The following is a 14464-nucleotide window of genomic DNA, read 5'->3' on the forward strand; positions in this document are numbered from 1 at the left end:
GTTGCTACTTAAGTGAGTATCACGGTGAATCAAACACTTATTCCCCATCGGGGATGATCGGCGAGTCTCGTCCCGCCCTGGTTGCTCGCGCAACGGTCTTGTTAGGATCACGGGATGACCTACGCCCGCGCCGAGCGCACCGCGCTCAGCGACCTGCTCGCCCGGCTCGGCCCGGACTCCCCGACCCTGTGCGAGGGATGGACCACCTTCGACCTCGCCGCCCACCTCGTCCTGCGCGAGCGCCGCCTCGACGCCGCCCCGGGCATCGCCCTGCCCCCGCTGGCCGGGTACACCGCCCGGGTGCAGGAGTCGCTGAAGGCCAGGCACGGCTTCGCGAACCTGGTGGAGCTGGTCCGCTCCGGTCCGGGCGGGGTCTACGGCCTGGTCCCCGGCATGGACGCGGCCGTCAACACCATGGAGCTGTTCGTCCACCACGAGGACGTACGGCGCGCCCAGCGCGTGTGGGAGCCCCGCGAGCTCCCCGGCGGCCTGGAGGAGACCTTCTGGAAGCGGGTCCGGGCGGGCCGGGGGCTGTTCCTGCGCAAGGCGCCGGTCGGCGTCGCGCTGCACCGGATCGGCGGCGGCGTCGCCCTCGGCGGCCCGAAGGACGCGCCCCGGGTCGAGGTGACCGGCCCGGCGGGCGAGCTGCTGCTGTTCTGCTTCGGCCGCCAGGCGCACGCCAGGGTGGAGGTCAGCGGCGACGACGACGCCGTGGCCCGGCTGATGGACGCCTCACTGGGCGTCTGACCCGGGACCCCCGCCCGCCCCCGAACCCTCCGCCCCGGAACCCTCCGCCCCGGAACCCTCGCCGAACCGGCGGAACGAGACGTTGCTCTGGGCGACCCGGCGCAGGGCCGTGACGAGGGCGTCCCCGAGAAGCGTGCCGGCCACGACGTACTCGATCATCCGCTCCAGGTCCGGCTCGGCGGCCAGCGCGTCGAGGTCGGCCTCCGCGGTCAGCGCCGCCGCCTCGGCATAGGCGTCGAGCCGGTCGAGCACCCCCTGGTAGCCGAGCTCGGCCAGGCCGGCCAGCACGCCGGCGATGGCCAGCACCTCCGAGCCGTCGGGCTGCTCCAGCCAGCCCTGCCGGGCGATCAGCTCCCGGGCCCGCGCCACGGCCTCCTCCCACCGCTCCCCCTCGCCCGACTCGTACCGGGGCGCGACGGTCCGGTGCGCCAGGCCGAGCCGGGTGTTCAGGCTCAGCCCAGGCTCGTCGAGCTGCCCCAGCAGATCCCGGATGACGGCGTTCGACAGCCCGCCGTACTCGGCCATGGCGCGCACCAGCTTGATCCGGCGCACATGGCTCGCGTCGTACCGGGCCTGGTTGGGACTGGTCCGCTCGCCGGGCGCCAGCAGCCCCTCCCGCAGGTAGTACTTGATCATCGGCACGGAGACACCCGTCACCCGGCTCAGCTCCGCCATCCGCACGGCAGACCCCCTCTTGTCGTCCAAGGGAGTTTACGTTATAGATAATAGATATATCCATTATCTATCTGGAGGTCGCCGTGACCCGCTGGCACCGCCCCCTCGTCCTCTGTTCCGGGCTCATGGCCGCCCTCGCGGTGGTCTGCCTGGGAGGGCTGCTGTTCGACGACCGCACGCTGGACGGCATGCCCATCTGGGCCAAGCCGCTGAAGTTCACCGTCTCCCTGGCGGTCTACACGTTCACCTGGGCCTGGCTGCTCACCCTGCGGCACCGGGCGCCGCGCTCGGGGTGGTGGCTCGGCACGGCGCTGGCGGCGGCGGGCGTGGCCGAGATCGCGATCATCATGTTCCAGGCCGTCCGGGGCGTGCGCAGCCACTTCAACGTCTCCACCGCGCTGGACGCCACGCTGTACTCCGTCATGGGCCTCACCATCGCCACCCTGATGATCGTGAACCTCGTCGCGGCGATCCTGGTGCTGCGCGAGCGGCAGGCCGACCCGGTCAGCACCCGGGCGATCCGCCTCGGGCTGGTCATCTCCGCGGCCGGCATCGGACTGGGCTACCTGATGACCCTGCCGACCGCGGCGCAGCTGGCCGACCCCGCCGCGGCCGTCATCGGCGCGCACAGCGTCGGGGTGCCCGACGGCGGCCCGGGCCTGTCCCTGCTCGGCTGGAGCACCACCGGCGGAGACCTGCGCATCCCCCACTTCGTGGGCATGCACGCCATCCAGATCCTGCCGCTGCTCGCCCTGGCCCTGAACCGGCTGCGCGATGAGGCGGTCCGGCTGCGCCTGGTGGCCGTCGCCGGCGGCGGCTACGCCGGGCTGCTCGCCCTGGTGACCTGGCAGGCGCTGCGCGGCCAGCCGCTGCTGCGCCCCGACGGCCTCACGCTGGCCGCCGCGGGCCTGCTCCTGGCCGCCGTGGCGGCCGCCGGGCTGGCGTCACTGCTGCGCTCCCCCGCCGCCGCCCGGACCGAGCCGTCCCCCGCCGTCGTGGAGATCCGGTGACCGAGTTCCTGTTCCAGCTCAGCTTCCTCGCCGCGGCGCCGTTCTGGGCCCTGATGATCCTGGCCCCGGCCTGGCCGCCCACCCGGCGGATCATCGAGTCCCCGCTGATCGCCCTGCCCGCGCTGGCGGTCTGCCTGACCCTGCTCCTGCCCCTGCTGGCGGACTTCTGGCCCGTGGTCACCCGGCCCAGCCTCTCCGGGCTCACCGCACTGGTGGCCGCCCCGGAGGCCCTTGCGGCGCTGTGGGGTCAGATCATCGCCTGGGACCTGCTGGTGGGCCGGTGGATCTACCTCGACAGCAGGGACCGCGGACTCCACCCGCTCCTGACGGCCCCGGTCCTCATCCTCACGATCCTGCTCTCCCCGGTCGCCTTTCCGCTATATCTTGCACTCCGCATTGGACAGAAGGGCCGCGCCACCGCACCATGACAGAGGTGGTCCCGCCAATCTCCCGAACCGGCAGCGGTTCCCCCGGGCTGAGCAGGTATGATCACCACGATCCGGGAGCCACTCGGGCCCGCAATGCCAGATCTCTCTAAAATCCGGGTATATACGGCTGGGAATGGAACTGCAGGAGGCCCCCATGCAGGTCAAGAAGGTCGTCACCTACCTAGCGGTGGCGTTCGTGGTCTTCTATCTGTTCACCAAGCCCGCCGAGGCGGCGAGCGCGGTCGACGGAGTGATCAACGGGATCGTCAGGGGAGCCGATCAACTGGCCGTCTTCGTCACCCAAGTCCTGAGCTGACCGTCGGCGGGGGTTTGCCCCGCCCTGACCTGTTGTCCCCCGTGCTTCCGTATGCTCCGCACGGGAGCACGCCCCCCCATCCGGATCCGTGTGACGCGTCCGCTCATCCAGGTTCCCCGCAGTGTGCTCCCGCAACGGAGCGGAACCTCCGCACCGGGAAAGTCGAGTAGGGCGTACTCATGACCCCGTCGGCGCCGCCGCCCACGCTGGGGCCATGACCACATGCGACACCACCACCGGATCCGGCGCCGACGCCTTCGCCGGACGCACCATGGTCGCCTTGGAGTAGCTGCCGGCCATCTCGGGCCGCATCCCGGCGAAGCGCTCGGCGAGCTTCCTCCCCTGCGGCGGCGAGCCATGAGCTCCTTCCGGCCGGCATGGCCGCAAGGCGACGGCGAGCACCCCCGCACCAGGCCCGCGCGGGTTGCTTCAGCATCGGCGGGCACACCGGTCGTCCGGGAAAGGCCCGCATCCATACGGCCCGCACCCGGTACGGTGGAGCGGGAAGACCCCGCCGGAGCGCGGCCTCCACTTCAGCGGACCGGGTGCCCCGCCGTCCGCAGGGTCTCCTTCACATCGGCGATCTTGAGCTGGCCGAAGTGGAAGACCGACGCCGCCAGGACCGCGTCAGCCCCGGCCTCGACCGCCGGGGAGAAGTGCTCCAGCGCCCCGGCCCCGCCGCTGGCGATCACCGGTACGGAGACGGCCGCGCGGACGGCCCGGATCATCTCCAGGTCGTAGCCGTCGCGGGTGCCGTCGCCGTCCATGGAGTTGAGCAGGATCTCGCCCACCCCCAGTTCCTCGCCGCGCCGCGCCCACTCGACGGCGTCGATGCCGGTCCCGCGGCGCCCGCCGTGCGTGGTCACCTCGAACCCGGACGGCGTCGCCGGGCCGTCGACGACCCGGCGGGCGTCCACGGAGAGCACGACGCACTGCGCGCCGTACCGCCGGGAGGCCTCGGTCAGCAGTTCCGGTCTGGCGATGGCGGCGGTGTTCAGCGACACCTTGTCCGCGCCCGCCCGGAGCAGCTTGTCCACGTCCTCGACCGAGCGCACCCCGCCGCCGACGGTCAGCGGGATGAACACCTGCTCGGCCGTACGGCGCACCACGTCGTACATCGTGGACCGGTCGGAGCTGGAGGCCGTGATGTCCAGGAACGTCAGCTCGTCGGCCCCCTCGGCGTCGTAGCGCCGGGCCAGCTCGACCGGGTCCCCCGCGTCGCGCAGGTTCTCGAAGTTGACGCCCTTGACCACCCGCCCGGCGTCCACGTCCAGGCAGGGGATCACTCGTACCGCGACAGTCACGTGCCGTTCCTCGTTTCCTGCGAATCGCCCGGGACCTGGTCCGCCCGGGCCTCCCTGTAGGCCTCGACCTCCACCTCGACCAGCATGCGCGGATCGATCAGGCCCGCCACCCGCACGCCGGTGCAGGCGGGCCGGACCTCTCCGAACAGCTCCGCGTGGGCCCGGCCGACCTCGTCGTAATGCTCGTCGTCGATCACGTAGTAGCGGACCCTGACGACGTCGTGGGGGGACAGGCCCGCCTTCCCGATCGCGTCCAGGGCGACGCCGAACGAGGTGAGCGCCTGCCGGTAGGCGTCACCCTCGTGGAGGACCCCGCCGCCGGCGGCGGCGGTGCAGCCCGAGACGATCACCCACGGCCCGGCCACCACCGCGCGGGCGTAGCCGTACCGCTCCTCCCATAATCCCCCGCTGAAAACCCTGGAACCCGTCCGGTGAGCCATCCTTGTCTCCTCCAGACCCGAGAAACCTAGGAAACCGCCGCCAACGCCTCCTCAAGGGTGAACGCCTGGGCGTACAGGGCCTTGCCGACGATCGCGCCCTCGACGCCGATCGGGACGAGAGAGGCCAGGGCGCGCAGGTCGTCGAGGGACGAAACCCCTCCGCTGGCGACCACGGGCTTGTCGGTGCGGGCGCAGACCTCGCGCAGCAGGTCGAGGTTGGGGCCGCGCAGGGTGCCGTCCTTGGTCACGTCGGTGACGACGTAGCGGGAGCAGCCGTCGGCCTCCAGGCGCTCCAGCACCTCCCACAGGTCGCCGCCCTCCTGGGTCCAGCCCCGGGCCGCCAGGGTGGTGCCGCGGACGTCCAGGCCGATCGCGACGCGGTCGCCGTACTCAGCGATGATCTTCGAACACCAGGCGGGGTCCTCCAGCGCGGCGGTGCCGATGTTGACCCGGCGGCAGCCGGTGGCCAGGGCCGCCTCCAGCGAGGCGTCGTCGCGGATGCCACCGGACATCTCGACCTTGACGTCCACCGCCTTCACCACGGAGGCGAGCAGCTCACGGTTGGAGCCCCGGCCGAAGGCGGCGTCGAGGTCGACCAGGTGGATCCACTCGGCTCCGGCCTCCTGCCAGGCCAGCGCGGCCGAGAGCGGGTCGCCGTAGGAGGTCTCGGTTCCGGCCGCGCCCTGGACCAGGCGGACCGCCTGGCCTCCGGCGACGTCCACGGCGGGCAGCAGCTCTAGCGACATCTGTTCAGGACCTCCGGTCGAATACGACGGTGACGAGCACCGGGACGAGCAATAGGGAAAGGACGAACACACCCAGCCTCGCGGACCACGAGGACCAGAGCAGCCAGGCGATCACCTGCGCGATGAGGAACAGCACCGCCACGACGCCGTTCTGCGCGCGGCGGCGGCGGGCCCGGATGCCGCGCTGGCCGGCGATCCGGACCGGTCTGCCCGGCAGGCGCGCGGCGACCTTCCCCACGCGCTCCCGGCGCCGGGCGAGCCGGGCCTCCCGCTCGGCGCGCAGCTCCGCCAGACGGGCCTGCTCCGCCTCGCGCTCGGCCCGCCGCCGGGCCCGCTCCTTGCTCATCGGACCGCGCTCATCGGACCGCGCCCACCGGCCGGCCGGCGACGTCGGTCATCCGACGGTGCCGAGCCAGTTGGCGAGCAGCCGCGCACCGGCGTCGCCCGACTTCTCGGGATGGAACTGGGTGGCCATGAGCGGGCCGTTCTCCACCGCCGCGACGAACGGCACCCCGTGCTCGGCCCAGGTGACCAGGGGGTCGGTGAAGCCGGGCCCGGCCTGCAGCTCCCACTCGCGCACGCCGTACGAGTGCACGAAGTAGAACCGCGTCTCCGCGTCCAGCCCGTCGAACAGCACCGAGCCGGCGGGGGCCTTGACCGTGTTCCAGCCCATGTGCGGCAGGACCGGGGCCTCGAGGCGCTCGACCGTGCCGGGCCACTCGCCGCAGCCCTCGGTGGTGACCCCGTGCTCCACGCCCGTCTCGAACAGGATCTGCATGCCCACGCAGATGCCGAGCACCGGCCGCCCCGCCGACAGGCGGCGCGCGACGATCCGGTCGCCGTGCACGGACTTCAGCCCGCTCATGCACGCGGCGAACGCGCCGACCCCGGGCACGACGAGCCCGTCGCACTCCATGGCCGCCTCGTGGTCGGAGGTCACCGTGACCTCCGCGCCCACCCGGGCCAGGGCGCGCTCCGCGGAGCGCAGATTGCCCGAACCGTAGTCCAGGACCGTGACCTTCTTCTTCACCGCTGCTTCACCACCAGAGCACCGCCGCCGTGGTCGCCAGGACCGCGAGGGCGGCCAGCAGGGCCGCGCCCTTCTTCAGTCCCTGTTTGAGGAATGAGACGATGCCGCCCACCAGGAAGAGGGCGACGAAGGCCATCGCGATGGCCGTCCAGTTCTCAGTCATCGCTGCGCGCCGCCATCACAGCACGCCCTTGGTGCTCGGCACCCCGGTGGCCCGGGGGTCGGGCTCCGACGCCTCGCGCAGCGCCCGGGCCAGCGCCTTGAACTGGGCCTCCACGATGTGGTGGGCGTTGCGCCCGTACGGCACGTGCACGTGCAGGCAGATGGCGGCCTGCGCGACGAACGACTCCAGGATGTGCCGGGTCAGCGTCGTGTCGTAGTCCGGACCGATCATGGGGGCCATGTTCTCCGGCTCGCTGTGCACGAGGTACGGCCGGCCGGACAGGTCCACGGTCACCTGGGCCAGCGACTCGTCCAGCGGGCACGACGCGCTGCCGAACCGCCGGATGCCCGACTTGTCACCCAGGGCCTCGCGGAACGCGGCGCCCAGCGCGAGCGCGGTGTCCTCGATGGTGTGGTGCGAGTCGATGTGCAGGTCGCCCTCGGTCTTCACGGTCAGGTCGAACAGGCCGTGCTTGCCGAGCTGGTTCAGCATGTGGTCGTAGAACCCGACGCCGGTGGCCACGTCGACGAGCCCGGTGCCGTCGAGGTTCACCTCCACCAGCACCGAGGTCTCCTTGGTGGCGCGCTCGACGCGGCCGATCCGCCCAGGACGGCCCTCAACGAGACTCATCAATTTCCTCCAGCATGGCAGCCCAGGTCTTCGAACCGGGGAAGAGCTATGGAACGGCTGGCCACAATGACTTCCTTGATCATTATGTAGCCGTAGCCGTCGGCACGTTGCAGCAGTCGTACATGGCGGTAGCCGATGCCCTGCACCAGACCCTGGCGGGTGCGGATGTTGAAGCTGCCAGTGGTACGGACTGCGACCCTACCGGCATGCGTTCCCGCTTTCTTCCCGGAGGGGACGACGGCTCGGACCAGGTCCCCTGTGGCGAACCCGTGCACCTGTTTGATCCGGGGCAGGGCCAGCCGGGGAAACCCATACCGGTCAGGGCGGGTACGGGCGTAGCCGCCCCGACCGGTCGCGGTGGCCACCAGCACGGTCGCCGGCCAGGCGGTGACGTACTCCAGGTCGCCGACATGCAGGGCATCCAGCGTGTGGGACTTGGACGCACCGGTTCGCCAGCGGTTCCATTTGGTGCGCCCACCGGAGGCAGCGCGGGTGGGCAGGCCGGTAGCAGCCAGGGCCCGCCACAGTGCCTGCCGGGTAGCGTTCATGGCAGCGGAGTCGCGCAGCGGGGTCTTGGCCTGAATGCGAATGCGAGCCAGGCGTTCAGGGTCACCGACCAGGAACTCCTCGACAGGCAGCGCGTCTTTGGCCTGATTGCACGGCACGCATGCCAGGGCGAGATTACTGATGCGATCCGAGCCGCCCCGACAACGGGGGTGAATGTGGTCGATGTTCAGTGGGACGCCGGTCGCGCCGCAGTAGGCGCACGTCCGGTTCCACTTCTCCAGCAGGTACTCACGGATCTCGTAGCCGTACAATGTGCCCTGCTGGTACTCCACCCCTGACAACGACTTCCCTACCGCCAGAGCGGAGGTATCGAACGCCGTCCGTTCCACATGCAGCACCCGGATCGGCGCCCACCGGCGCAGGCGGCCGACCCACGATGCGACGCCATCGACGCGATGGCGCAGCGACGGCGCCAGCCACCCCTTGGAGCGGATGCGATTGCTGAACCGCGGAGCACGATAGCGCAGGTTCCGCGACCTGCGCCCGCGCCGGTAATTGGCGCGAGCAGTCAGCTTGTCGCGGATCTGCCCACCCCGATGATCCAACTGTAGGGCGAAGAGCCCCCTCCGTACCTCGTCCGTCTGCATGAACAGGCTGATTCCGGTGTGGCGGCTACCCGGATCGATACCCACCTCCACACTCGGCACCGCCGACTCATCAACCGTACGGTCTTTGAGTCGGATGACGAACGGCGTATGCCGGACCACCACCGCCCGCCCCGACGCCAGGAGTGTGCGGGCTCGGGCCGGATGACACGGCATCAGCGGCTCACCGCTCTTATCCAGAACAAATACGTGTGAGGCGGTAAGGCCCCGGTCTCCCTTGACGGCCGCGGCCGCCTCGGGGTGACGCCCGTGCACGCGGGTGCGGCGCGTACGGGTCTCCCCTCGCCCATGTCCGATACCCGGTACCCGACCGTCGCCGGCCGGGTCTGCACGGGCCGTTTCGTCCCGACCCGGGGTGTCTGCTCCCGCGCATTCCAGAGCGGCGGGCTGAGGAAGCACCCGCCGGTGGGTCCGCTGTCGCGTATCGAACGTAGCCATCAATGGCACCTCCATTCGCTGATGGCTCAGGCTGGTCAATACGGGCTTGAGATGCGGCGGCTGCCGCATCTCAAGCCCCGGCCTTCAGGCCGGGGTCATTGACCACAGGATCCCTTCCAGGGCGGCGCGGAACGCCGCCATCTCCTCAGCCGTTCCGATGGAAACCCTCAGCCACTCCGGCGGGCCGACCTCGCGGATCAGCACTCCCCGCTCCAGCAGCCCCTCCCAGACCTTGCGCCGGTCCGGGAAGCGGCCGAAGAGCACGAAGTTGGCGTCCGAGTCGGCGACCGCCAGCCCCCGGCCCCGCAGCCACTCCACCGTGGCGTCCCGCTCGTCGCGCAGCATGTCGACGGTGCCGAGCAGCTCGTCGCGGTGGGCGAGCGCGACCCGCGCCGCCGTCTGGGTGAGCGTGGACAGGTGGTATGGCAGGCGGACCAGGAGCAGCGCCTCGACCACCGCCGGGCAGGCGGCCAGGTAGCCCAGGCGGGTGCCCGCCATCGCGAACGCCTTGGACATGGTCCGGGTGACGATCAGGCGCGGGTTGTCCGGGAGCAGGGTCAGCGCCGACGGCGTGCCGGTGCGGGCGAACTCGAAGTAGGCCTCGTCCACCACGACCATGCCGGGCGCGGCCCCGACGATCCTGGCGATCACGGCCGGATCGAGGGCGGTGCCGGTGGGGTTGTTGGGCGAGGTCAGGAAGACGACGTCGGGCCGGTGCTCGGCGATCGCGGCGACCGCCTTGTCCGGGTCGATCCCGAAGTCCTCCTCGCGCATCCCGGCGACCCACTCGGTGGAGGTGCCGTGCGCGATGATGGAGTGCATCGAGTAGGACGGCTCGAACCCGAGGGCGCTGCGGCCGGGGCCGCCGAACGCCTGCAGGATCTGCTGGATGACCTCGTTGGAGCCGTTGGCCGCCCAGACCCGGTCGGCCGTCAGGCCGTGGCCGAGGTAGCCGGCCAGGTCCTCGCGCAGGGCGGCCGCGTCGCGGTCGGGGTAGCGGTTCAGCTCGGCCGCGCCGTGCCGTACGGCCTCCGCCAGGTCGGTGACCAGCGAGGCCGACGGGCCGTAGGGGTTCTCGTTGGTGTTGAGCCGGACCGGGACGTCGATCTGCGGGGCGCCGTACGGCGACAGCCCCCTCAGGTCGTCGCGGATCGGCAGGTCGTCCAGGTTCACGGGCGGTTCTCCCATTCGGCGAGCTCGGCCAGCTCGCCCGCGGCGAACCGGACGCGGACCGCGGCGCCGTGCGCGGGCAGGTCCTCGGCGTCGGCGAGGACGGACACGTGCACCGCGGCCCCGGCCAGCGCCTCGCGGGTGTAGTCGACGACGTGGATGCCGCGCAGGAACGTCTGCACCGACAGCCCCGAGGAGTGGCAGGCGCAGCCGCCGGTGGGCAGCACGTGGTTGGAGCCGGCGAGGTAGTCGCCGAGCGAGACCGGCGCGTAGGCCCCGACGAAGACCGCCCCGGCGTTGCGGACCCGGGCGGCGAGCGCGGCCGCGTCCGCGGTGTGGATCTCCAGGTGCTCGGCGGCGTAGGCGTCCACCACCCGCAGGCCCGCCTCCATGTCGTCGACGAGCAGGATGCCGGACTGGCGGCCGGACAGCGCCTCGGCGATGCGCGCGGCGTGCTTGGTCGCGGCCACCTGGCCGGGCAGCTCCTTCTCCACGGCCTCGGCCAGCTCTGCCGAGTCGGTGACGAGGACGGCGGCGGCGATCTGGTCGTGCTCGGCCTGGCTGATCAGGTCGGCGGCGACGTGCGCCGGGTCGGCGGTGGCGTCGGCGAGGATGGCGATCTCGGTGGGACCGGCCTCGGAGTCGATGCCGATGCGGCCCTTGAGCAGGCGCTTGGCCGCGGCGACCCAGATGTTGCCGGGGCCGGTGACCATGTCCACCGGGGCGCACTCCTCGGTGCCGTAGGCGAACATCGCCACCGCCTGTGCGCCGCCGACGGCGTAGACCTCGTCCACCCCGAGCAGGGCGCACGCGGCCAGGATCGTCGGGTTGGGCAGCCCGCCGAACTCGAGCTGCGCGGGCGAGGTGACCGCCAGCGATGGCACCCCGGCCTCCTGGGCGGGCACCACGTTCATGACCACGCTGGAGGCGTAGGCCGCCTGGCCGCCTGGGACGTACAGCCCCACGCGCCCGACCGGGACCCAGCGCTCGGTGACGGTCCCGCCGGGCACGACCTGGGTGGTGACGTCGGTGCGGCGCTGGTCGCGGTGGACCAGGCGGGCGCGGCGGATCGACTCCTCCAGGGCCGCGCGGACCCGCGGGTCGAGCTCCTCCAGCGCGCGGGCGATCTCCCCGGCGGGCACCCGGGTGGAGTCCAGCTCCACGCCGTCGAACTTCGCGGTCCACTCCCGCACCGCCGCCGCGCCGCGATGATGCACGTCCTCGCAGATCGGCCGGACCATCGTAAGGGCGGCTTCGACGTCGAGCTCGGCACGGGGCAGCACGTCGCGCAGGTCCTCCGGGAGGGCTCCGCGCAGGTCGGTACGAGAAATCACCCGTACAGTCTACGGAGCCCGGAGCCCGGCTCCCGTCCTGTCCACCATCCGGACGCCTGCGCCCGCGGGCCGCCGTCCGCGGGCGCGGCCTCCGTCTACCGGTTCGTTCACAGGTCCGAGTTCCTTTACGTTGTAGATTCACTCGATGCTCTACGCTGCCGACCATGAGCAAGTCGAAGGGCGGCAAAGGCGCCAAGGGCGGCCAGGGCACCCCCGCGACCGTGGCGCTGAGCCAGGCCGGCGCGGAGTTCGTCCTGCACCCCTACGAGCACGACGCGAACGCGCAGGCCTACGGCGAGGAGGCGGCCGACGCGCTCGGCGTGCCGTACGAGCGGATCTTCAAGACGCTGGTGGCCGAGGTGGAGAGCGGGCTGGCGGTCGCGGTGGTCCCGGTCGCGGGCAAGCTGGACCTCAAGGCGTTCGCGGCGGCGCTGGGCGGCAAGAAGGCGGCGATGGCCGAGGCGGCCAAGGTGGAGCGGGTCACCGGTTACGTGGTCGGCGGGATCAGCCCGCTGGGGCAGCGCAGGCGGCTGCCGACCGTGGTGGACGCCTCGGCCCTGGAGTTCGAGACGGTCTACTTCTCCGCCGGGCGGCGCGGGCTGCAGATCGAGACCGCCCCCGCCGAGCTGGTCCGGCTGACCCGGGCGATCACGGCCCCCATCGGGAGAACCGGTTAGCACAGGGTAGTTCTGTCGAAGGTTGCCGACGCGCGGCCGCCGCCGCCCGGCCAGACTTGACCGGGCGCACCGCGGCGGCGCGCACCCCGCAGGACGCGGACCGTACGGGGCGTGGACCGGCCGATCGGGAGGACGGATGCACTACCTGACCGCTGTCGAGATGCAGGAGCTGCTGCGCACGCGGCAGGTCAGCGCGGTCGAGCTGCTCGACTCCCACCTGCGCCGGATCGAGGAGACCAACCCCGAGGTCAACGCGATCGTCACGCTGGTGGCCGAGCGCGCCATGGACGAGGCGAGGGCCGCCGACCGGGACCTGGCCGGGGGCGTCTGGCGCGGTCCGCTGCACGGGCTGCCGGTCGCGCACAAGGACCTGGCCGACACCGCGGGCATCCGCACCACGTACGGCTCACGCCTGTTCGCCGGGCACGTCCCGGAGCGGGACGCCCTGATCGTACGGCGGATGCGCGAGGCGGGGGCGATCACGATCGGCAAGACCAACACCCCCGAGTTCGGGACCGGCTCCCACACGGTGAACGAGGTCTTCGGCGCCACCCGCAACCCCTACGACCTCTCACGCTCGGCGGGCGGCAGCAGCGGCGGGGCGGCGGCCGCGCTGGCCTGCGGGATGGTGCCGCTGGCCGACGGCTCGGACATGGGCGGCTCGCTGCGCAACCCGGCCTCGTTCTGCAACGTGGTGGGGCTGCGCCCGACGCCGGGGCGGGTGCCCTCGCCCACGCCGACGGCCGCCTGGTTCACCCTGGGCGTGTCCGGGCCCATGGCCAGGACCGTCGAGGACCTGACACTGCTGATGAGCGTGGTGGCCGGATTCGACGCGACCTCCCCCCTGTCCATCGCGGAGAGCGGCGCGGTCTTCACCGAGTCGCTGGACCTGCTGGACCTGGCCGGGCTCCGGATCGCCTGGAGCCCGGACCTGGGCGGGCTGCCGGTGGACGCCGAGACGGCGGAGGCCACCGCGGGCGCCCCGGCCGTGCTGGCCGGGCTGGGGGCCCGGGTCGAGCAGGTCGACCTCGACCTCTCCGACGCCGAGGAGGCGTTCCGGACCTACCGCGCCTGGTACTACCTGCTCTCCTTCGGCGACCTCCCGCAGGAGGAGCTGGGCGAGAACGTGCGCTGGAACGTCGAGCGGGGCCGGGCGGTGACCGGGGCGGACCTGGCCCGCGCCGAGCGCCTGCGCAGCGGCCTCTACCAGCGGATGAGCGGCTTCTTCGACGCCTACGACTTCCTCCTCGCCCCGGTCAGCCAGGTGCCGCCGTTCCCGGTGGACGCGCCGTACGTCTCGGAGATCAACGGCGAGGCGCTCCCCGACTACCTGGCGTGGATGCGCTCGGCCTACTGGATCAGCGTGCTGCACGCCCCCGCCGCCTCGGTGCCGTGCGGCTTCACCCGGGGCGGCCTCCCCGTCGGCGTGCAGATCGTCGGACGCCCCTTCGCCGACCTGCGGGTGCTCCGGCTGGCCTACGCGTTCGAGCGGGCCACCGGCCACGGCTCCCGCCGACCGGCCCTGTGACGGATCCGCCGCGGCGGGCGGGCCCCCGGGCCCTGCGGCCTACCTGCCGCCCAGCTCGCGGTCGGGGAGCGGCCCGTAGGCGTCCTGCCCGCCGAACGGCCGGCGCAGCGGCGACTCGCGGTAGCCCGCGACGGCCTCCAGCGTGAAGAACAGTCCTCCGGCGAGCACCGGCCAGGAGACGAGCACGCCGTACGCGGTCAGCTTCAGCGGTCCGGGGACCAGCGGCACGCCCTGCCCGGAGGCGGTCACGGTGGCCGCGCCGGGGTTCACCGCCCCGCCGACCGCCAGCGTGAGGTACGCGGCGGCCATGCCGCCCACGACCAGGCCGAGCAGCACGGCGAGCGGCCGGCCCCGGCGCGACAGGGCGTAGCCCGCCGCCCCGCAGACCAGCCCGAGCCCGCCGGTCACGACGGCGAACCAGCCGTCGGCGGCGATGAGCGCCTGCGTGGAGGGGTCGGCGAGGACCGGTCCCCGCTCGGTCACGGCGTACGGCGGGCGCGGCGCGAGGAGCGACCACAGGACGCCGCCTGCGGCCCCGAGAAGACCGAGGGCGAGCAGGGTCACGGCGAAGTCGCGCACATAGCGCAATGTGCCTCTCCTCTATTTTCGCGACTTTCCGGCCGATGTTACCTACTGCCCCGCTCTGCGATATCGAA

At 72.2% G+C, this 14464-nt stretch carries 18 protein-coding genes; 6 read left to right on the top strand and 12 right to left on the bottom strand.

The features are described from left to right. The first annotated feature begins 114 nt into the window (after positions 1-114). A complete protein-coding gene (locus tag FHS22_RS20070) occupies positions 115-747 on the top strand; it encodes a TIGR03085 family metal-binding protein (RefSeq protein WP_184943756.1) in 633 nt (210 codons plus the stop codon). On the opposite strand, the gene FHS22_RS20075 is transcribed toward FHS22_RS20070, so the two are convergent. Continuing rightward, positions 733-1452, bottom strand: coding sequence for a MerR family transcriptional regulator (locus FHS22_RS20075; protein ID WP_221473849.1), 720 nt, complete (start codon positions 1450-1452; stop codon positions 733-735). The two genes, FHS22_RS20070 and FHS22_RS20075, sit on opposite strands and share 15 nt — an antisense overlap. A gap of 53 nt (positions 1453-1505) precedes the next feature. Here FHS22_RS20075 and FHS22_RS20080 point away from each other — a divergent pair, with 53 nt between their 5' ends. From FHS22_RS20080 to FHS22_RS20090, 3 genes are all read left to right on the top strand, one after another. Beyond that, entirely contained in the window at positions 1506-2432 is a 927-nt protein-coding gene (locus tag FHS22_RS20080) for a hypothetical protein (RefSeq protein ID WP_338047843.1), read from the top strand. Further along, on the top strand, positions 2429-2860 hold the full coding sequence (locus FHS22_RS20085; RefSeq protein ID WP_184943757.1) for an ABA4-like family protein: 432 nt from the start codon (positions 2429-2431) through the stop codon (positions 2858-2860). The genes FHS22_RS20080 and FHS22_RS20085 overlap by 4 nt, the downstream gene beginning before the upstream one ends. A gap of 133 nt (positions 2861-2993) precedes the next feature. After that, positions 2994-3176 carry a hypothetical protein gene (locus tag FHS22_RS20090; RefSeq protein WP_184943856.1) on the top strand — a complete coding sequence of 61 codons (183 nt, stop codon included), beginning with the start codon at positions 2994-2996 and terminating at the stop codon, positions 3174-3176. A gap of 533 nt (positions 3177-3709) precedes the next feature. On the opposite strand, the gene hisF is transcribed toward FHS22_RS20090, so the two are convergent. The 10 genes from hisF to hisD form a co-directional block, all read right to left on the bottom strand. Beyond that, complete coding sequence (gene hisF / locus FHS22_RS20095; protein ID WP_184943759.1) at positions 3710-4480, bottom strand: imidazole glycerol phosphate synthase subunit HisF; 771 nt, start codon at positions 4478-4480, stop codon at positions 3710-3712. After that, complete coding sequence (locus FHS22_RS20100) at positions 4477-4920, bottom strand: RidA family protein (RefSeq protein ID WP_184943761.1); 444 nt, start codon at positions 4918-4920, stop codon at positions 4477-4479. Before FHS22_RS20100 ends, hisF begins: the two co-directional genes overlap by 4 nt. Positions 4921-4946: 26 nt before the next feature. Further along, positions 4947-5666, bottom strand: coding sequence for a bifunctional 1-(5-phosphoribosyl)-5-((5-phosphoribosylamino)methylideneamino)imidazole-4-carboxamide isomerase/phosphoribosylanthranilate isomerase PriA (priA, locus tag FHS22_RS20105; protein ID WP_184943762.1), 720 nt, complete (start codon positions 5664-5666; stop codon positions 4947-4949). 4 nt (positions 5667-5670) lie between these two features. Next, a complete protein-coding gene (locus FHS22_RS20110) occupies positions 5671-6012 on the bottom strand; it encodes a hypothetical protein (protein WP_184943763.1) in 342 nt (113 codons plus the stop codon). A gap of 48 nt (positions 6013-6060) precedes the next feature. Then, positions 6061-6696: an imidazole glycerol phosphate synthase subunit HisH gene (hisH, locus tag FHS22_RS20115; RefSeq protein ID WP_184943765.1), complete on the bottom strand. Its 636-nt coding sequence runs from the start codon at positions 6694-6696 to the stop codon at positions 6061-6063. A gap of 7 nt (positions 6697-6703) precedes the next feature. Further along, positions 6704-6859 (bottom strand): hypothetical protein, encoded by a 156-nt coding sequence (locus tag FHS22_RS20120; RefSeq protein WP_184943766.1) that lies wholly within the window; start codon positions 6857-6859, stop codon positions 6704-6706. Between the two features lie 15 nt (positions 6860-6874). Continuing rightward, positions 6875-7489 (bottom strand): imidazoleglycerol-phosphate dehydratase HisB, encoded by a 615-nt coding sequence (hisB, locus tag FHS22_RS20125; protein ID WP_184943767.1) that lies wholly within the window; start codon positions 7487-7489, stop codon positions 6875-6877. Further along, on the bottom strand, positions 7489-8841 hold the full coding sequence (iscB, locus tag FHS22_RS20130; RefSeq protein WP_260408118.1) for an RNA-guided endonuclease IscB: 1353 nt from the start codon (positions 8839-8841) through the stop codon (positions 7489-7491). The genes hisB and iscB overlap by 1 nt, the downstream gene beginning before the upstream one ends. A gap of 342 nt (positions 8842-9183) precedes the next feature. After that, the gene (locus tag FHS22_RS20135) at positions 9184-10272 is read right to left on the bottom strand and encodes a histidinol-phosphate transaminase (RefSeq protein ID WP_338047844.1); all 1089 of its coding nucleotides are present in this window, start codon (positions 10270-10272) and stop codon (positions 9184-9186) included. Beyond that, positions 10269-11603, bottom strand: a complete 1335-nt coding sequence (gene hisD / locus FHS22_RS20140; RefSeq protein ID WP_184943773.1) for a histidinol dehydrogenase — start codon at positions 11601-11603, stop codon at positions 10269-10271. The genes FHS22_RS20135 and hisD overlap by 4 nt, the downstream gene beginning before the upstream one ends. Before the next feature lie 164 nt (positions 11604-11767). On the opposite strand from hisD, the gene ybaK reads away from it, so the two are divergent. Continuing rightward, the gene (gene ybaK / locus FHS22_RS20145; protein ID WP_184943774.1) at positions 11768-12280 is read left to right on the top strand and encodes a Cys-tRNA(Pro) deacylase; all 513 of its coding nucleotides are present in this window, start codon (positions 11768-11770) and stop codon (positions 12278-12280) included. Between the two features lie 136 nt (positions 12281-12416). Further along, a complete protein-coding gene (locus FHS22_RS20150) occupies positions 12417-13808 on the top strand; it encodes an amidase (protein ID WP_184943776.1) in 1392 nt (463 codons plus the stop codon). Between the two features lie 39 nt (positions 13809-13847). Here FHS22_RS20150 and FHS22_RS20155 read toward each other — a convergent pair whose 3' ends face one another. Beyond that, positions 13848-14387, bottom strand: coding sequence for a hypothetical protein (locus FHS22_RS20155; protein WP_338047845.1), 540 nt, complete (start codon positions 14385-14387; stop codon positions 13848-13850). Between the last annotated feature and the right edge of the window lie 77 nt (positions 14388-14464).

The organism is Thiemannella venezuelensis, assembly GCF_014203605.1.
GTDB lineage: Bacteria > Actinomycetota > Actinomycetes > Streptosporangiales > Streptosporangiaceae > Planomonospora_A > Planomonospora_A venezuelensis.